The following is an 18,086-nucleotide window of genomic DNA, read 5'->3' on the forward strand; positions in this document are numbered from 1 at the left end:
TAAAGGGCTCTATATTTTTCCACTTTCATACTATAGTAGAGCTAACATGTCTTTTAAACCATCATAAATGCCAGCTAACTGTAAAGCAAAACCGTGACACCTTACACTTCCAACAATATTCTCTATAAAAATAAGCGACTACTTCCTATATGAGTTGTTTCTTTCAGATTGATTTTCATTTGAGGGAGATATCTCATAGAACATATTACGCTTACGTTTGTTCGATGTGCCATGATATCTTTTTATAAACAGTTGACTGTTTTCTTTTGTTAAAAAATAATATTCAGGGTAATTACTCTCTGGATATAGTAAACTGGCAAAATTAGGTACAATTTGATTTTTGTCACGATAATCAGGATAAGGAAAATATTCTTCAGAATAAACGATTTTTTTGTTTTTGATAAAAATGAATTTTACCCCGACATCAATAAATTGATAATGCATACCAATCGCCTTTTCTATAGATTTAGGACGAGTTCCTGTAGAAAAGATATAGGCACGATCCCAATGAAATGGTGTTATTTCATTTAAATCAATTAAGCATTCCTGATTTATTTTGCAATGTTCATTGGCAAAATCGGCAATGGCCTCTCTAACATCCCATTTTTTGAAAAAAACAAAATAAACAGAGACAAAAATAGCAAATATGATTAAAACAATAGACAAATTTTTATTCATTAATTTCATCTTCAATTTTCCCCTTATGCATAGCTAATTTTCACTCATACTTCTTTCTTATATTATAATAAAACGTCACTTATGAGTAATTATTTTCGAGGATTTTGAATGCATTTTATACCAGGATGTATATAGTATAATTTATACATAGTAACTATATGTAATAATTTTTTCTATTTTTAACACAAACCTCAGATTTTCATCTGATGTTTTTATTATAGATTATTTTTCAATGAGTTATACTTTTTCATTTACCGTTTTCATCAAGGCTTTCAAATACAGACTTCATATAAGCGTATTGTACATTGGAAATTTTTTCTTTAACAACTTCGTAGCCATGAGCATTCTTAACGGCAACATACAACCCTTCTTTATGAAATTTCTCTAATGCAATGAGCGCTAATGTTTTCATTGACGTTGTATTTGAATTCAACCCAATATGACGGCCTATTTGGTTATTAAGTAAATCAATAGTTTGATCAGCGTCATTGAGAACTGCAAATTGCCGGATATTCAGATCAACCCGAGGGTCAACTTCATGTGCATCACCTGCATGTTTAGCAATTTTCTCCCCATATCTGGCTGCCAGAGTCGCCTGCCAAATCGTATGTCGAAAAGCATTCACCTGCGTTCCTTCACCCTGCATTTCCTTGGGTTGAGTGAATGTCCCTTTTTTCTCATCACCTTGTGTTGCAAAACGCACTGCATTAGTGGTGATATTTGTCGAACCCTTACTGAAAAGGCCAATTTCCAATGCTTCTTTTGGGTACAACTTGGCAAAAATTAATTGCTTCACCGAAGGCGGGATTGCCGTGTTTTGACCGTCATGAATAGCTTCATTAATTTCTATTCTTGATTTTTCAAGATCTTCTTTGATTCTTTTTAATCGAGCGACTTCTGTAGTGAGTGCTCTACTTAATTTAGCTTTCATTTCTCGATAATATAAAAACAAATTCCTAACAGCTCTTTGATATTTATTCCCAATCTCATCTCGTTAGGCTGGTGGCATATCACTTTGACAAGTGACTTAGATTTGACAACGGAATCATCTCGTAGAAATATTGCATGATGAGATTACTCATATTCAAGCAAGGTAACTATTTGAGGCTATACATGCCAAAGTATGCAGAAAAACAGGAAACAACCCAACATCAGCCGAAAAGGTTATCCAAAACGCCTTTGGAAAAGGGAATTCATCACGGTAAAAAAGCGATTTCCCTGACGGTCAGAGTAGGAAATTATATCCGCAATATTCCTATTATCGCTCACTTTATCCGTGCAACGCTGCGTTTTAATGATCGGATGGGTAATCAGTTTGGCGCGGCAATAACGTATTTTTCCTTCTTATCACTTATTCCAATCCTGATGCTCTCTTTCGCCATTGCGGGTTTTATTCTGGCCTCTAATCCTGATTTGCTGGCAAAACTGATTAATGGTATCGCCAACAGTATTAGTGATCCGACTCTTGCCAACACGCTGAAAAATAGTGTCAATACGGCAATTAAACAACGTACTACCGTGGGATTAACCGGTTTGGCAATTGCGCTGTATTCCGGTGTGAATTGGGTCAGTAATTTACGTCAGGCCATTCTTGCACAATTCCATCCTGTCTGGGTGCGAAATCAAGAAGATAATGAGAAAATCTATTTTAAATATTTTCGTGATGCTATTTCTCTGATTGGGCTATTATTAGCGCTGGTGATCACGCTATCACTGACCTCTATCGCAGGCTCCGCCCAAGCAACTATTGTTAAGATGTTAGGGTTAGATGGCATTGAATGGCTACGTCCATCCTGGGTCCTGATTGGATTAGCCATCTCTATTTCAGCCAACTATCTGCTTTTCCTATGGCTATTCTGGGTGTTACCACGCCACCAGCCAGAACGTAAAGCGCTATTGAAAGGAACATTGATGGCAGCGATAGGCTTTGAAGTGATCAAATATATTATGACCATGACGTTACCACGCCTCGCTAATTCTCCCTCTGGTGCCGCATTTGGTTCTGTTATCGGCCTGATGACATTTTTCTACCTCTTTGCCCGCTTAACGCTATTCTGCGCTGCCTGGATAGCCACCGCGGATAATAATCATAAAAATACCGAATAAATGTGCCCAGGCAGAGCGATCTGCTAATAATAACCCGATGAATAAGGAGCTGTTTATGCCGTTTGTTAATATCAGAATTACCCGTGAAGGTGCTACAGCAGAACAAAAGAAGCAATTAATTGAAGGTGCTACTCAGTTACTGGCCGATGTATTGGGAAAAAATCCGGCGACAACTTTTGTCATTATTGATGAAGTCGATACTGATAATTGGGGAATCGGCGGTAAGAATGTGACTGAACTTAGAGCTGAGGCTAAAAAGTAGCCTCCAATGATGAAGGGCGGTATTGTCCGCCCTTTTTGTTGCCTAAGAAGCTTTTGCCTCAGGCTTAGATATCGGTGGTTGTGCCGGAATATCAACCTTATCCTTATGTGGTGTCAGCGGCATAATCTGATTAAAGCTGTTTCTTAACTGGTCGACATCTATCTCCGCTTCCCCTTCCGGTTGGATCAGAATAAATGCAACCTCTTGTGAAAGGATCTGCTTCAACTCACGATTAAGCATTTCAGGGGTCAAGGAAGCTAAAAATGCTTGCCTCAAACGCTGATACTGCTCAGGGGCGATATCCACCACATTGCTCTGTTGGGACAAAAGACGCTGATTAATCAGAATATCCGTACTGGTATGACCATACATGGCAAACAACTGGCCGAGTTGTGCTTGTTTTTGCGCATATAGCTCATCAAATTGTCCCTTCGGCAATCCTTTATCGCGTAGTGTGGCCAATTCAGCCGCCAGATACTCCATTGCAGGTTTTAAATTACCGGCTGCCGTGTTGAGATTCAGGGCACAACTCGCACGATGATACTGGACTTTACAATCTAGCCCCAATTTCAACGCTTTATCATTTTTTCTTTCCAGCCCAAGTTGCAGATAGCGATAAAGTGCCTCGCGGGTAATATCACTAATCCAATAGTGATTAAGCACATGCGAATCATTAATCGGCTGCCAATTGAGATCCCAAATCAAGGATAAAGTATCTTCTTTCTTTTTATCGCTGATAATCCCTATGGTCTCCGGTTTCATTGGCGACAACGCGGCAATGGTGGCCGGAGTATGGCGTTTACCTTTCAATGATGAAAACGCTAGATTGATATTTTCCGGCAGAGTACGGCTATCTACATGTCCCGCAACGTATAACGTCATCATGTCAGGGGTATACCACTGCCGGTAAAACTGCTTAAGCTTCTCCAAATCAATAGGTTGAGGCGCGTTTTGTGCCGGATCGTGCCCTAACAGCGTTGAACCTTTCAAACGTCTACGCCACACGGGATCTTGTATATCTGGTGGATAGGTTGCAACGGATGTATCAGCCATTTTCATGGCATGTTGTAGAGTCTCAGGTGTAAATACCGCTTTGCCCGCTGCATCAGCCAACCAGTTCAACGCGTCTTTTAGTAGTTCAGGCCGATTATGTGGCAAGCTCAAGCTATAGAGTGTGAAATCATATGAAACAATAGCTGGAGGCAGTGGGTATTTTGGATCAATAGCACTGTTCCATAACTGCTCTAATTTGGTGGAAGATAAACTTTTGCTACTAAAAAGCACGACTTTCGGAATCAACCAGGTATAACCCGTTTGTTGGGTTTTCTCCGCCAGTGACCCTGTTTTCACGACCAGGCGCAACTGTATTCTGTCGTTAGGACGTTGTGGCGTCTGCAAAATTTGCCAGTTAAAACCGTTTTCCAATTTACCTTGTTTCCAGGCAGGGTCAGGCTGCAAGGCTTCTGCCTGCGTCTGGCCCGCAACTGCCAGCATTATCCCACCAATAAAATAACGAATTTTCGTACCCTGCATGTGAACCCCTATAAATGTCTATCCTTGGTTTTAGCCTTCGAAGGTTTAACCATTGATGACAGAATATGTTCCCTTCGACCAATAATAACGGTAGAAAAAGCAAAAACCTGAATTTTAGCAGGCGAAATCCTGTCAGGATTATAACTGAGGATTAGACCTCAAACCGCCATGAATGGTTTCATGATGACGGAGGTTTATGCTTATTAAATTGACGATTATATCCCCTGATCAGCATACCCAGTTCATCATCCTGATGGTATTTAGGGCAAGCCATTGGCTCTGATGGTTGATCGTTATTAAGATCCCGCGCAATGTCTCGTAATGGGTGCACAACAATCCGGTTGATACACCAGCTTATCGACACCGTAAGGATAAGGGCCAGTAATAAATAAGTTGTCAGCATCAGTGCCAACGTATTAATGACAAAACGATATACTCGGTTGGAATCCACTTGCAAAATCAGATGCCCTAGCGGTTTAGCATCTGTCGATACTGAACCATAAACATGAAGAGGAATACTCACTTCCACAGGGATCCCAAAAACACGTTTAGCCAGTTCGGGGATTGAGCGATGGGTAGCAAAGCTCAATCGTATCACCCGGATATCCTCCGGTAACACCACATCCGCACGTCCTAAAATACCGACAGTGCGCAGCCCTATCAGCAACTCTTTTGCTTTACTGAGATCGGAATTAAGTAGTGCTTCCGTTAACGGTGCCTGTACCTGAACTGCCGCATTATTAAGCTGGCTGACATAATCATCTTTACGTTGCTGTATAAAATGACACAATTGGATCGTAATAAAAATAGCAATGGTCACCAGCGTGACGCCGGTCACTGCGGCCATCTGTTTAATGGTTAACGAACGTTTGACGCGCAATTTCATTTTCACTTAAACCAATGCCTGTGGATATCGCAGTTATAACACGTGATCAATGGAATTGAGTATACTTGATTTTATCGCTAGCGATCCCGTTTCACTTATCCAAGTCGTTATTTTTCTGAAATAATTGCCTTTGGCAGCAATCAATGACCATCAGAAATATAAGTAAATATTTAAATGGTGATAATGACTAACCCATTATCACCAAAGATGTTTTATTGAATATACCCGTCATCTTTCAAGTTGCCTCTTTGTTGGCTGCGCTCGCTCACCCCGGTCACATAGTTTGCTATGCTCCCGGGGATTCACTCCCTTGCCGCCGCGATTCATCTTGAAATCCATAGGGTATAATTGCCAAGCAATTATTCCACCGTAACATTTTCATCCTGATCGACCGCAAAACAGGCGATCAGTTGATCACCATATTGATTCAATTTTGGCTGAAACTGAGTACAAATGCTAAGTGCCCGACGACAACGAGCGGCAAATGCACAACCGGGCGGTGGATTCATTGGGCTTGGTAATTCGCCGGTCAATTTTATCCGTTCACGGCGTAATTCAGGATTCAGCCTTGGCGTTGCTGATAATAACGCCTGTGTATAGGGGTGACGTGGATGACTGAAAATCATCTCCTTACGGCCTTTTTCCACACAACGACCAAGGTACATCACCATCACTTCATCAGCGATATGTTCAACCACAGACAAGTCATGGGAAATAAAGACATAAGAGAGCCCCAACTCTTGTTGTAAGTCCATCATCAGATTCAACACCTGTGCCCGCACCGAAACATCCAACGCAGAAACCGGTTCATCCGCAATCATCACATCCGGGTCCAACATTAGGCCACGAGCAATCGCAATCCGTTGGCGTTGACCACCGGAGAACATGTGCGGATAACGGCTGTAGTGTTCGGTTTTTAGCCCCACTTTTTCCATCATCTGCAACACTTTCTCTTTACGTTCCTGTGCGTTCAACTTGGTATTGATCCGCAGAGGTTCCTCCAGGATCTGCCCAACTTTCTTACGCGGATTAAGTGAACCATAAGGATTCTGAAACACAATCTGGATTTTCTGACGACGTAGCTTTTCAGAATCTTTATTGGGCACCAGCAGATCTTGCCCCTGATAATAAAGCTCCCCGTCGGTTGGCTTTTCAATCATCGTCAGCAATCGCCCCAGCGTGGATTTACCACACCCCGATTCACCAACAACTGCCAACGTTTTTCCCTTTTCCAATTCGAAAGAGACCCCATCCAACGCTTTTACCGTTCTAGCCGGTGAAAAGAGTCCCCCTTTAATCGGATAATATTTTTTCAGATCTGTCGCTTTTAATAATGGCACAGTGGATATTTTCTGCGCCGGATAAAGATACTCACTCATACTGTCGGCCTCCCCGCATCATCCAACGGTATATGGCATTTCACCTGACGTTCTCCTACCGTTCTTAATTCCGGTTCCACCTGACGACAATGGTCATTTGCATATGGACAACGTGGATTCAGTAAACACCCGATAGGCCGGTCATATTTCCCCGGCACAACACCCGGTAAAGAAGCAAGACGGGATTTATCCGTAGCAAATTCAGGTAATGCCCGGAGCAACGCCTGAGTATACGGATGACGTGGTGCCCGGAAGATTTCCGATGCCTTGGCGGATTCCACCACCTGCCCGGCATACATCACAATAATGTGATGAGCGGCCTCTGCAACCAATGCCAGGTCATGGGTGATTAATATTAGCGCCATATTTTCCCGTTGTTGCAACTCCAACAACAGTTCAATAACCTGCGCCTGAATGGTGACATCTAAAGCGGTTGTCGGTTCATCAGCAATCAGTAATTTTGGCCGGCAAGCAATCGCCATTGCGATCATGACCCGTTGACTCATACCACCCGATAATTGGTGCGGATACACATCCAGACGCGATGCAGGATCAGGGATACCGACCAAAGTCAATAGATCAATTGCCCGCTGGCGGCGAGTACGACGATTGCCACCTTGATGCACTTTCAGCGCTTCCATAATCTGAAACCCAACGGTATAACAGGGATTCAAGCTGGTCATCGGATCTTGGAAGATCATTGCCACTTCCGCACCAACCAGTTGGCGACGTTCTTGTTCGGAAATTTTGGTCAGATCACGCTGGTTAAATTCCAATTTGTCAGCCATTACTCTACCCGGATAATCAATCAATCCCATTACAGCCAATGAACTCACCGATTTACCTGAACCAGATTCTCCAACAATCCCAACAACCTGCCCTTGCTCAACTCGGTAACTGATGCGGTCAACGGCGCGGAATGGTGCCTCTTCGTCACCAAAGTGAACCGATAATTTTTCTACATTTAACAGTGCCATTTCGCCACCTCACTACTGCTTGAGTTTAGGATCAAGTGCATCACGCAAACCGTCACCCATCAGGTTAAACGCCAACACTGTCAGCAGAATCGCCACCCCGGGGAACGTCACCACCCACCAGGCACTTTGTGCAAACTGCAATACATCAGACAGCATTGTCCCCCATTCCGGCGTGGGTGGCTGCGCCCCCATCCCCAGAAAACCCAAAGCAGCCATATCAAGAATGGCATTAGAAAAACCCAGAGAAGCCTGCACAATCAGTGGCGCCAGACAGTTAGGCAGGATATTGATAAACATCTGGCGCATGGAACCCGCTCCCGCCACCTGTGAAGCCGTCACATAGTCACGGTTAACTTCTACCAACACCGCAGCGCGAGTTAAACGGATGTAATGTGGCAGAGACACAAAGGTCAACGCCAGTGAAGCATTGACAATGGATGGCCCAAATATCGCCACCAGCACCAAAGCCAGCAACAGGCTTGGCAATGCCAGCATAATATCAACGATACGCATGATGATAATATCCACCACACCACCGAAATAACCCGCCAACACTCCCAAAACAACCCCCATCAACAGGGATAGCACCACCACCAGACAACCTACCAGCAATGAAAGCCGAGCGCCGTACATCAGACGTGAAAGTAAATCACGCCCAACATCATCAGTACCCAGAATAAACTGCCAACTTCCCCCTTCCTGCCATGCCGGTGGCGTCAGCAAAGAATCGCGGAACTGTTCAGCCGCACCGTGTGGGGCAAGCACCCCCGCCAACAGAGCAACCAACAACATCAACACAATATAAACCAGGCCAGCAACGGCCCCTTTATTGCGCTTAAAGTAATACCAGAACTCCTGCATCGGCGTCATAATCTTAGGCGCACTGTTTGCAGGCTCAGTCACTTGAGACATAATGTGCTCCCTATTTCTTATGCCGGATACGCGGGTTAACGATGCCGTATAACAAGTCAACTATCAGGTTAACCAAGATGATCATGATCGCCACCAGTAATACGCCTCCCTGCACCACCGGATAATCCCGGCGTTGAAGGGCATCGATAAGCCAGCGTCCAAGCCCCGGCCAAGAGAAAATAGTTTCAGTCAAGATAGCCCCCGCCAGCATCATGCCCACCTGCAAGCCGATAACGGTGACAACCGGCAGCAATGCATTGCGAAGCCCATGGACCACAATCACACGAATACGACTCAAACCTTTAGCGCGTGCAGTACGGATATAATCTTCACCTAGTACTTCCAACATAGAAGATCGGGTCATACGGACAATCACCGCCAGTGGAATCGTCCCCAAGACAACGGCAGGCAAAATGATATGCATCACCGCATCTTTAAAATCACCGGTTTCACCCCAGAATAGTGTGTCGATTAGCATAAAACCCGTTAGCGGATAGCTGTCATCAAGGAAAACACTGTCGCTTATCCGACCAGATACCGGTGTCAGATCCAACTGAACAGAAACCAGCATGATCAACATGATCCCCCACCAAAAGATCGGCATGGAGTATCCGGTTAGGGAAAGTCCTATCGCAGTATGATCAAAAACAGAACCACGCTTTACTGCCGCCAAGACACCAACGGGAATACCCACAGAAATAGCGAACAGCATGGCGCATATCCCCAGTTCAAGCGTTGCCTGGAAACGGGGAACAAACTCTTCCCACACCGAGATACGACTTTTCATGGAGATACCAAGATCACCATGTAACATATTACTTACATAATGAAAGTATTGCTGCCAAAGTGGTTTATCCAACCCCATTTCGGCCATTAGCTGGGCATAACGCTCAGCCGATATTCCACGTTCCCCGGCCATAATGGTCACCGGATCGCCGGGGATCATATGGACAAAAGCAAAAGTCAGTAAAGTAATGCCAATAAACGTTGGGATTACCAACCCCAGACGTCGGAGTATGAACTGCAACATATCCCGAACTCTCTTTTTTTAAATGCCGGTTACAGCTCTCAGGCCGTTTGGCTTGATAAGGGGGAGGACTTTCCCCCTTTGGCTCACAATTTAATCAACACCTTAAGTCAGAACAGGATTATTCGAGAGACACGTTGCTGAAAATATGTCTGCCTAGAGGATCAACGACGTAACCTTTGACCTCTTTACGGATCGGTTCATATACCGTGGAATGAGCCACAATCAGGGCCGGAACCTGCTCATGCATCACAGCTTGAGCCTGTTTATAAAGCTCAACACGTTTAGCATGCTCAGAAACGATTCGGGCTGGCTGTATGGCATCTTCAAACGGTTTGTAACACCATTTAGAGTAGTTGGAACCTTTATCTTTAGCTGCGCAGCTAAACAAAGTCGCGAAGAAGTTATCTGGATCACCATTGTCTCCCGTCCAACCCATCATGACAATTTGATGCTCGCCATCTTTAGCTCGCTTCAAATATTCGCCCCACTCATAGCTGACAATTTTGGCCTTAACACCAATTTTTCCCCAGTCAGCCTGGACCATTTCAGCCATACGACGGGCATTCGGGTTGTATGGACGCTGTACCGGCATTGCCCACAGATCAATGGTAAACCCACTTCCCATCCCTGCTTCTTTTAGGAGCTGTTTCGCTTTTTCTGGATCGTACTGATAATCTTTAAGATCATTGTCGTAACCCCACATGGTTGGTGGGATCAGATTTTTGGCTTTCTGACCAGCGCCCTGATAAACCGCTTCAACGATAGCGTCTTTATTGACTGCCATCGTCAACGCTTGACGAACTTTGACGTTATCCAATGGCTTTTTAATGACATTGAAAGCGACATAACCGACATTCAGACCCGGCTGTTCCAGCAAAACGATATCTTTATCCTGTTTCATGCGGGCAATATCCGCCGGATTTGGATATGGCATGATCTGACATTCGTTTTTCTGCAATTTTGCATAACGAACGGATGCATCAGGAGTAATAGAGAAAACTAGCCGGTCAATTTTGGCTTTATCTCCCCAGTATTCTTTGAAGGCTTTATACAGAATGCGAGAATCTTTCTGATATTGCACCAACTGGAACGGGCCTGTACCAATCGGATTTAGATCGACTTTCTCTGGCGTACCGGCTTTCATCATCTTATCTGCATATTCTGCTGACATAATAGAAGCGAAATCCATACCTAAATCAGCCAGGAATGGTGCTTCCGGGCGGCTCAGTTCAATCCGCACAGTATAATCATCTACTTTTTCAACCTTATTGATCATCTCACTCATACCCATGCCAATGAAATATTCATAGCTGCCGCCTGACACCTTGTGGTATGGGTGGTTTGCATCTTTTTGCCGCATGAAAGTGTAGATCACATCATCAGCATTAAATTCTCGGCTTGGTTTGAAGTCTTTGCTATCGTGCCACTTAACACCTTTGCGCAGATGAAAAATGTAAACTTTACCGTCATCGCTAATATCCCATTTTTCAGCCAGGCTCGGGATAATTTCAGTTGTACCTGTTTTGAACTCAACCAAACGGTTATACAGTGGTCTGGAGCTGGCATCATAAGTTGTGCCAGCGGTGAACAGTTGTGGATTAAAGCCTTCCGGTGAGCCTTCGGAACAGTAAACCAATGTTTTTGCCTGAACGCTGGCGGTGACTGCCAATGCAACTAAGCTGACCCCTAGCTTCAATAACTTCGCCCCTTTAGAGAAAGTTGTCATTTTCTTGCACTCCATTTGTGGTGGTGTTGTGTACAGTCAGAATCTGCACTTTCTGTCAGAAACTGCGCTGTTTAGGTTTTGTTTATTATTTTCAGCTTATCAATTAAACAACTGTTGTCTCTTGCGTCAATAAGATCTCAACAGATGTCATAAACAACAGGAAAACACAAAGGAAACTAATAATTAACATAGTTAGCACAAAAATATGACAACGAGCACGTTTTATAGACAAAAAGACCATAAAAAGACCATGACTACAGGATTAATCACTATTAACCTGTGCGCAAAAATTGTGGTTGTTTGATTAATTAGTAAACGATTATTTCAGTGAAAAAGATGATAACTGGCATAAAATGCTGTGCGCCGAATAAAGTCGGCACCTGAAAAGTAAGTCAAATAAATATAACATTAATAATATAAATAAATACAAAAACCTGTTACTAGTTTATCTACTTTTCATCGCTTCTGGTTTCATTAATGATTAACTAGTAAATTAATGACCGTTGTCATTATCAGATCGCTATTAATACTATTTACCATCGCCTTACCATCGTCACACAGGATAGCGGCGAACTATTTTGTCTATTTATACCTCATTATACCCTTTTGTCTTTTTTATCTTGCTCACCCCAAGAATAATTAATAAAGAAACTATAACCGAAGCTGCAATCAAACTTTCAACAGAAAACGCTATGCGTGAATCAAGATATTGGAAAAGAATCGTAAATACAGGTATCAGTAAAAACAATAAAGAGACATGAAGGGGAGTAATGGCATTAATTGCCTTCAGTACGAGATAGATTGGAAGTAAGTGACCGACAGCAACAAGAATCAACATCGGAAGAATCAGATCAATATTCAAACTAAGAGAAACATCGGATAGTGAAATATAACAAAATGAAAGTATCACCATTAAAATACTTCTAACAGACAATATCTCATATGTTTGCCATTTTTCCTTGAATAATTTCTTAGAAGAAATAGTGTATAATACCGTTCCTACAGCACCAATTATCACACTAACAATACCAATAATCCTATCCTGAGATGAGGTTGATGATAATCCACTATTTCCTAAAAATGCATTCACTAGCATCACACCTACCCCAATGAGAACTAACCAAGATATGACAACTTCTAATTCTTCTGTTTTTGCCTCGTCTTTATCGATAAAAGATGAAAGGAGGATTGTTATCGCAGGGCCACAAGCCACTGAAGCAACACCTACTATTGCAGGCTCAAGAAAACGCAGCGCAATGATTAATCCTCCCCAATTTAATAGAATTGAAATATTAACAATTAACACCAATAAGGTGTTCTTGCGGACTTTCACAATTAATTGATCAATCCCTTTGAAAATACTTATCATCATAAATAATAAAGTAGATGATATAAAGCAATAAAAGATAACAATAGCTGAATTTATCGATTGAGTTAAATACGCAACAAACACATCAAATGCTGCACTGATGAGGCAAAAAATAACCCCATATATTACGCCATTATATGAAGACATATATCACCTATTATTCTATACCCGTCATCTTTCAAGTTGCCTCTTTGTTGGCTGCACTCTCTCACCCCGGTCACATAGTTATCTATGCTCCCGGGGATTCGTTCCCTTGCCGTCACGATGCATCTTGAAATCCATAGGGTATATATACAAAAATATCCTATCCTTATGTCTACTTATAGAATTTTGATATTCACACTTCGAAAATACTCGATTACCGTTTATTTTAAACTTATTAATTTCGAGTAAAACTGTGCTGCCTATGTCATTTAATTTCACATTTACATTCCATTTGATGTTCATAGAAGATAATATTCATACACCATTATTATGTTTTTTCAAACAAGTCATTTAATGAATGAGAGATATTCCTCAGATAAACAAACCAAGTCTTATTTATCATAAAATTAATGTTATAAAGATAACATTAAATACCATTGATAGTAATTAAATGTTATTTTTACACCATGTCATCATTAGTATATACGTAACTTTTATACAGGAATTATTGGCACAAAAGATTCAACAAACCTCAAGTTAAATAGCGGAATTTGTATATGTTTTTTTAATTATTTTTTCTTTAACTATTGAATTTATCTACCAAAGCGGATAATTTTACGGGCGAATCATATCGACGTAAAGTTAAAAATACAGCATTAAACGTTGTTGTCCGAACAACCTTCTTATTAAAAAATGCAGTCTTGTCCTCAAGGGTGACAATGCATTTTTATATCCGATTTTCTTCTCACTTTTTCAACAGCAGACTGAATTGGTAAAGACTCATTTAACATCAATTCGTTTATCGGCTCGAAATGTGATTTATCTAACTCTGACTTTCGATAGTTTTTGACATTTTTACGAGATTAAGTTAGATCAAATTTATGTATACCCTATGGATTTCAAGATGCATCGCGACGGCAAGGGAACGAATCCCCGGGAGCATAGATAACTATGTGACCGGGGTGAGTGAGTGCAGCCAACAAAGAGGCAGCGTGAAAGACGACGGGTATATAAATATTTCAATGGAGATGTAATAAGTCTATATAAAAATTAAACAATTTATACCAAGATTATGTAGGATTACATTAAAAAATGGAAAGTCAATGGAAATGTTATCTACTGAAAAAAAATATTTAAAAGAAACGAACAATCAAATATTACCAGTCCATTCAACATTGCTACACGAGAATTCACCATCATTTACTGTCCAAGGTGAAACCTCTCGTTGTGACCAAATTATTCAAAAAGGTGATCACGCGCTAATAGGGATAAGCCCCTTTAACTCACGTTTTTCAAAGGACTATGTAGTGGACCTTATTCAGTGGTCAAGTCATTATTTCCGACAAGTTGACATATTGTTACCTTGTGAACGTGAAGCTTCACGCCTTTTAGTTGCTAGTGGAGCTGAGAATGCTAAGGCTATCAAGAAAACACAGCGCGAAATTAGACGTCTTTTATGTAACCTTGATTATGCTATTTCCACAGCAATGTTAAAAAGTAAGCAAATCAGAGTTATTCAATTTTGTGACTTTGCACTAAACCATGACTACCAATCTCTTAAAACACAAGTTGAAAACGCGTTTAATGAATCAGAATCTTTTAAAAAAATCTGCCTTAATATGGCCTTTCAAGCCATAAAAGGGAGACTAAAAGGTACCGGGCAATACTTTGGTCCAATTGACCTACAATTAGTATATAAAGCGTTACCATATATTTTCGCTGAAATTCCCTTTTACCTCGATACCCCTCGATTACTTGGGGTAAAGTATTCTACGTTACTTTATCACCGTCCTTGGCCAATCGGAAAAGGGTTGTTTAACGGCAGTTATCCTATACAAGTAGGAGATAGACAAAGTTACGGAATCGTCACTCAACCATAAAATACAAACAGTCTGATGAAATAGTAATTGTATTTAAAGTTAATAAGCTCTTAGTACCCAATATCTTTAGAAAGGAAGCAAAATAATGGCTAAATTAAGTTCTTTTAGTATTCACGATCCTAAATTCATAAAAAATCCTTATGATTTTTACGACATCTTGCATAAACAAGATTTAGTTTATTTTGAACAATCCCAAAATAGCTATTTTATTGGCAAATATGAGGATGTTGACGCTATTTTAAAATCCTCAATTTTCAATACTAAGCCATTAACCGCACTTGCCGAACCAGTTATGGGGGATCGCGTTCTTGCTCAAATGGAAGGTGAAGAGCATGCGTGTAAACGAAAACTCATAATGCAAGGACTTTCAAGAGATTATTTTAATCGCTACTACGAACCCATGATTCGAAAGATTACTGAAGATCTCTTACAACCTTATATGGAAAAAGGAAATATAGATATTGTTAATGACTTTGGCCGCGATTATGCCGTATTAGTAACATTAGGTATTCTCGGACTACCAAGTGATAACTATCGTGATATAGCTGAATGGCACAAGGGTATCGCCAGTTTTATTACCCAGTTTGACCAAACAGAACCAGAAAAAATGCACAGTCTTGAATGTAGTCAGAAATTAATTCGCTTACTAAAGCCTATAATAGATCAGAGACGGTGTAATCCCAGTGAGGACATTATATCTATATTTTGTCAAGATACAGCGATGTCCATGAGTGAAATTACAGCACTGTGTTTAAACATTCTATTAGCTGCTATAGAACCTGCTGACAAGATATTAGCAATGATGCTTAATCACTTAATATCTAATTCAAGTATGTTTGATGCAGTGCTCAAAGATCGCAGTCTGGTTCGAGATGCATTTGAAGAAACTTTACGTCTGACATCACCGGTACAGCTAATTCCAAGAGAAGCGGGTGAAGATGTCACTATTTCTGGTATCGATATACCTAAAGGCGCTGTAATATTTTGTATGATTGGCGCAGCTAATCGCGATCCATCGGTTTTTCACAAACCAAATGAATTTGATCTATATCGAAGAAAAAATACAACTTCTCAACAGAAAACAAATCGAAAAAGACATTTAGCTTTTGGTGCAGGTACTCATGCCTGTGCTGCGGCTGCATTTTCACTTAATCAGTTGGAAGTTGCATCCAATATTATTTTGGATCGCCTGCACAATTTACGTTTTGCTAGTAATGATCATTATCAAGAAACAGGAGTGTATACACGAGGACCCGCTAAACTCCTTTTGAGTTTTGATCCAATAGCATCGTCTGCTGTCAAGGAATAGTCGCCCTTATCTGAAAATCACTATGGAAGCGATGGAATATAAGGGATGCCGGAAGTGAGTATCCCTTGAAACAATCAGGAGATATCTACATTTTATTATCGAAAAGAGGAGACTCATGATGATGAGTAAAGTCAATAATAAAGTAAATTAAACGGGCTACCTGATACATTGACACCTTGATGATCAAGGTATACGATGCCGTTATGAACAAGCCAAAGAAAACACTTAACACAGTTGGACGAACAACAGTGGACTACACTGATCGAATGTATTGGAATGGCATCATTAAGATGAGCTTATCCAAATTTTTCATTCTCAGTGTTCTACAACAACGGCCTATGCATGGTTACGAAATTGCCCGAGAGGTTGAACATTCTACCCAAGGGTGTTGTTCACCTACCGAAGGTACAATTTATCCGGTGCTGCGTGAATTTGAGCAGGGGGAGTATGTAACGGTACACAATGAAACCGTTGCAGGCCGTGGACGTAAAGTATACACATTAACAGATAAAGGGCGGACAGCTTTTACTGTCGCTGTAGAAGCTTGGATGGAAGTCGCCGCACATATCAATCGTCAGCAATGACGATTTTTTTTGACTTAATACATTGCACATCTATGCATTGATCAGGAATATGAGGAATCTATTGTCAATCTGGCGCCAAATTAGCGAAACGTAATATCAGCCTATTAATGATTTAATTTGGAGGAAATAAATATGAACGAACAATCGATTAAACAGCGAATCAAAGACATACAACACTATTATGGCAAAACCCTGTCTAGTAGAGAGGAGCTTGCTGTAAATGTATGCACAGTGGACAGCACCACTTCAGACCGAATCAAAGAAATTCTTAAGCTTATTCATCCTGATGTACAGAGGCGTTTTTATGGTTGTGGTACGCCTTTTCCTCCCTTGCTAGAAGGAACGACAGTATTAGACTTGGGATGTGGGAGTGGGCGTGATTGTTTTATTCTGTCTCATCTCGTAGGTACTGAGGGTAAAGTTGTTGGTATTGACGCAACGGCAGAACAAATCGAATTTGCCCAACGTTTTGTGGATTATCATCGTCAAATCTTTAACTATTCATCCACCAATGTGCATTTTCAGCAAGGCTATATCGAGTCACTAGAACAACTTAATTTACCACCTGAAAGTATAGACGTTATCGTTTCAAACTGTGTCATCAATCTATCTGTATCTAAAGCAAGTGTGTTGGCTGGTATGGCCCGTTTACTCAAATCAGGTGGTGAAATCTATTTTTCTGACATTTTTTTAGATAGAAGACTGGACCAATCACTGAAAAATGACCAACAAATTGTTTGTGAGTGTATCGGTGACGCATTGTACTTTGAAGATTTCATACGGCTAGCAAGAACAGCCGGTTTTAATGATGTTCGTGTCATTAATAGCAGTTTGAAATCCATAAACAATAAGGAGATTGAGGCAAAACTAGGCGGCGCAAAACTGTATTCAATGACGCTGAGGCTGTTCAAATTAGATTTAGAAGACCGTTGTGAGGATTATGGTCAAGTTGCCATTTACAAAGGCAATTTACCCGATGCACCGGATCAGTTTGTGCTTGATCGAGAACATATTTTTGAGACAGGCAGAGCAGTCCCTGTATGCCGCAATACCGCCGATATGATCACCAAAAGTCGTTACCATACATTATTTGATTTAATAGGTGATGGGAAAAAACATTATGGCCTTTTCAACGGTGGAAGGCCGAAGCATTTTGATGCTGATAGCAAAGTTATGCAAGTTTATGCAAGTTTATGCACCAAGTGGCTGTGGTTGTTAGAGTAAATGCTTCCAAATAGCAAAAAGCCTTACAGCAATCACTGTAAGGCTTCTCTATTTCTTTAAGTCTGCGGCTTATTTGACAGCCCCAAA

General features: G+C 41.2%; 18 protein-coding genes. 7 read left to right on the forward strand and 11 right to left on the reverse strand.

The features are described 5' to 3' along the window. Window positions 1-138: 138 nt before the first annotated feature. Together LGZ98_RS13310 and LGZ98_RS13315 are read right to left on the reverse strand one after the other, a co-directional pair. Window positions 139-687, reverse strand: coding sequence for a hypothetical protein (locus LGZ98_RS13310; RefSeq protein ID WP_113041147.1), 549 nt, complete (start codon window positions 685-687; stop codon window positions 139-141). A gap of 238 nt (window positions 688-925) precedes the next feature. Further along, entirely contained in the window at window positions 926-1,609 is a 684-nt protein-coding gene (locus LGZ98_RS13315; RefSeq protein ID WP_113041148.1) for a DUF6973 domain-containing protein, read from the reverse strand. 182 nt (window positions 1,610-1,791) lie between these two features. Between LGZ98_RS13315 and yhjD the strand changes: the two genes are divergently transcribed. Together yhjD and LGZ98_RS13325 are read left to right on the forward strand one after the other, a co-directional pair. Beyond that, the gene (gene yhjD / locus LGZ98_RS13320; protein WP_113041149.1) at window positions 1,792-2,784 is read left to right on the forward strand and encodes an inner membrane protein YhjD; all 993 of its coding nucleotides are present in this window, start codon (window positions 1,792-1,794) and stop codon (window positions 2,782-2,784) included. A 55-nt stretch (window positions 2,785-2,839) separates the two neighbouring features. After that, window positions 2,840-3,046 (forward strand): 2-hydroxymuconate tautomerase family protein, encoded by a 207-nt coding sequence (locus tag LGZ98_RS13325; protein WP_011144704.1) that lies wholly within the window; start codon window positions 2,840-2,842, stop codon window positions 3,044-3,046. A 42-nt stretch (window positions 3,047-3,088) separates the two neighbouring features. Here the strand turns inward: LGZ98_RS13325 and LGZ98_RS13330 are convergent, their stop codons facing one another. The 9 genes from LGZ98_RS13330 to LGZ98_RS13370 all read right to left on the reverse strand — a co-directional run bounded on the left by LGZ98_RS13330 (window position 3,089) and on the right by LGZ98_RS13370 (window position 13,121). Then, a complete protein-coding gene (locus LGZ98_RS13330) occupies window positions 3,089-4,579 on the reverse strand; it encodes an insulinase family protein (protein ID WP_262978173.1) in 1,491 nt (496 codons plus the stop codon). Window positions 4,580-4,757: 178 nt separating this feature from the next. Next, window positions 4,758-5,465 carry a HAMP domain-containing protein gene (locus LGZ98_RS13335; protein WP_046976796.1) on the reverse strand — a complete coding sequence of 236 codons (708 nt, stop codon included), beginning with the start codon at window positions 5,463-5,465 and terminating at the stop codon, window positions 4,758-4,760. Between the two features lie 359 nt (window positions 5,466-5,824). Continuing rightward, entirely contained in the window at window positions 5,825-6,844 is a 1,020-nt protein-coding gene (gene dppF, locus LGZ98_RS13340; protein WP_046974788.1) for a dipeptide ABC transporter ATP-binding subunit DppF, read from the reverse strand. Then, window positions 6,841-7,821 carry a dipeptide ABC transporter ATP-binding protein gene (dppD, locus tag LGZ98_RS13345; RefSeq protein WP_011144700.1) on the reverse strand — a complete coding sequence of 327 codons (981 nt, stop codon included), beginning with the start codon at window positions 7,819-7,821 and terminating at the stop codon, window positions 6,841-6,843. The genes dppF and dppD overlap by 4 nt, the downstream gene beginning before the upstream one ends. 12 nt (window positions 7,822-7,833) lie before the next feature. Further along, complete coding sequence (gene dppC, locus LGZ98_RS13350; protein ID WP_046974787.1) at window positions 7,834-8,733, reverse strand: dipeptide ABC transporter permease DppC; 900 nt, start codon at window positions 8,731-8,733, stop codon at window positions 7,834-7,836. A 10-nt stretch (window positions 8,734-8,743) separates the two neighbouring features. Further along, a complete protein-coding gene (gene dppB / locus LGZ98_RS13355; RefSeq protein WP_113041153.1) occupies window positions 8,744-9,763 on the reverse strand; it encodes a dipeptide ABC transporter permease DppB in 1,020 nt (339 codons plus the stop codon). Window positions 9,764-9,881: 118 nt separating this feature from the next. Next, window positions 9,882-11,489, reverse strand: a complete 1,608-nt coding sequence (gene dppA, locus LGZ98_RS13360; protein WP_262978174.1) for a dipeptide ABC transporter periplasmic-binding protein DppA — start codon at window positions 11,487-11,489, stop codon at window positions 9,882-9,884. Between the two features lie 586 nt (window positions 11,490-12,075). Further along, window positions 12,076-13,005 (reverse strand): EamA family transporter, encoded by a 930-nt coding sequence (locus LGZ98_RS13365; protein ID WP_113041155.1) that lies wholly within the window; start codon window positions 13,003-13,005, stop codon window positions 12,076-12,078. Then, complete coding sequence (locus LGZ98_RS13370; protein ID WP_262978175.1) at window positions 12,984-13,121, reverse strand: hypothetical protein; 138 nt, start codon at window positions 13,119-13,121, stop codon at window positions 12,984-12,986. Before LGZ98_RS13370 ends, LGZ98_RS13365 begins: the two co-directional genes overlap by 22 nt. Window positions 13,122-13,883: 762 nt before the next feature. Between LGZ98_RS13370 and LGZ98_RS13375 the strand changes: the two genes are divergently transcribed. The 5 genes from LGZ98_RS13375 to LGZ98_RS13395 all read left to right on the forward strand — a co-directional run bounded on the left by LGZ98_RS13375 (window position 13,884) and on the right by LGZ98_RS13395 (window position 17,999). Then, window positions 13,884-14,036 carry a hypothetical protein gene (locus LGZ98_RS13375; protein WP_158536483.1) on the forward strand — a complete coding sequence of 51 codons (153 nt, stop codon included), beginning with the start codon at window positions 13,884-13,886 and terminating at the stop codon, window positions 14,034-14,036. Between the two features lie 69 nt (window positions 14,037-14,105). Continuing rightward, complete coding sequence (locus LGZ98_RS13380; RefSeq protein WP_228900755.1) at window positions 14,106-14,882, forward strand: tRNA-dependent cyclodipeptide synthase; 777 nt, start codon at window positions 14,106-14,108, stop codon at window positions 14,880-14,882. A gap of 85 nt (window positions 14,883-14,967) precedes the next feature. Beyond that, window positions 14,968-16,191 carry a cytochrome P450, cyclodipeptide synthase-associated gene (locus LGZ98_RS13385; RefSeq protein ID WP_228900754.1) on the forward strand — a complete coding sequence of 408 codons (1,224 nt, stop codon included), beginning with the start codon at window positions 14,968-14,970 and terminating at the stop codon, window positions 16,189-16,191. Between the two features lie 203 nt (window positions 16,192-16,394). Next, window positions 16,395-16,775, forward strand: coding sequence for a PadR family transcriptional regulator (locus tag LGZ98_RS13390; RefSeq protein WP_228900753.1), 381 nt, complete (start codon window positions 16,395-16,397; stop codon window positions 16,773-16,775). A 132-nt stretch (window positions 16,776-16,907) separates the two neighbouring features. Further along, window positions 16,908-17,999: a methyltransferase domain-containing protein gene (locus tag LGZ98_RS13395; RefSeq protein ID WP_262978176.1), complete on the forward strand. Its 1,092-nt coding sequence runs from the start codon at window positions 16,908-16,910 to the stop codon at window positions 17,997-17,999. Window positions 18,000-18,086: the final 87 nt, after the last annotated feature.

It is taken from the genome of Photorhabdus kayaii (assembly GCF_025384895.1).
GTDB lineage: Bacteria > Pseudomonadota > Gammaproteobacteria > Enterobacterales > Enterobacteriaceae > Photorhabdus > Photorhabdus kayaii.

Excerpts from the sequence above, each read along its gene's own strand:
- LGZ98_RS13365 (WP_113041155.1), bottom strand. The coding sequence starts at position 13,005 with ATGTCTTCATATAATGGCGTAATATATGGGGTTATTTTTTGCCTCATC.
- dppF (WP_046974788.1), bottom strand. The coding sequence starts at position 6,844 with ATGAGTGAGTATCTTTATCCGGCGCAGAAAATATCCACTGTGCCATTA.
- LGZ98_RS13395 (WP_262978176.1), top strand. The coding sequence starts at position 16,908 with ATGAACGAACAATCGATTAAACAGCGAATCAAAGACATACAACACTAT.
- LGZ98_RS13380 (WP_228900755.1), top strand. The coding sequence starts at position 14,106 with ATGGAAATGTTATCTACTGAAAAAAAATATTTAAAAGAAACGAACAAT.
- LGZ98_RS13385 (WP_228900754.1), top strand. The coding sequence starts at position 14,968 with ATGGCTAAATTAAGTTCTTTTAGTATTCACGATCCTAAATTCATAAAA.
- dppD (WP_011144700.1), bottom strand. The coding sequence starts at position 7,821 with ATGGCACTGTTAAATGTAGAAAAATTATCGGTTCACTTTGGTGACGAA.
- LGZ98_RS13375 (WP_158536483.1), top strand. The coding sequence starts at position 13,884 with ATGTATACCCTATGGATTTCAAGATGCATCGCGACGGCAAGGGAACGA.
- dppA (WP_262978174.1), bottom strand. The coding sequence starts at position 11,489 with ATGACAACTTTCTCTAAAGGGGCGAAGTTATTGAAGCTAGGGGTCAGC.
- LGZ98_RS13390 (WP_228900753.1), top strand. The coding sequence starts at position 16,395 with ATGAACAAGCCAAAGAAAACACTTAACACAGTTGGACGAACAACAGTG.
- LGZ98_RS13325 (WP_011144704.1), top strand. The coding sequence starts at position 2,840 with ATGCCGTTTGTTAATATCAGAATTACCCGTGAAGGTGCTACAGCAGAA.
- dppC (WP_046974787.1), bottom strand. The coding sequence starts at position 8,733 with ATGTCTCAAGTGACTGAGCCTGCAAACAGTGCGCCTAAGATTATGACG.
- LGZ98_RS13330 (WP_262978173.1), bottom strand. The coding sequence starts at position 4,579 with ATGCAGGGTACGAAAATTCGTTATTTTATTGGTGGGATAATGCTGGCA.
- dppB (WP_113041153.1), bottom strand. The coding sequence starts at position 9,763 with ATGTTGCAGTTCATACTCCGACGTCTGGGGTTGGTAATCCCAACGTTT.
- yhjD (WP_113041149.1), top strand. The coding sequence starts at position 1,792 with ATGCCAAAGTATGCAGAAAAACAGGAAACAACCCAACATCAGCCGAAA.
- LGZ98_RS13310 (WP_113041147.1), bottom strand. The coding sequence starts at position 687 with ATGAAATTAATGAATAAAAATTTGTCTATTGTTTTAATCATATTTGCT.
- LGZ98_RS13315 (WP_113041148.1), bottom strand. The coding sequence starts at position 1,609 with ATGAAAGCTAAATTAAGTAGAGCACTCACTACAGAAGTCGCTCGATTA.
- LGZ98_RS13335 (WP_046976796.1), bottom strand. The coding sequence starts at position 5,465 with ATGAAATTGCGCGTCAAACGTTCGTTAACCATTAAACAGATGGCCGCA.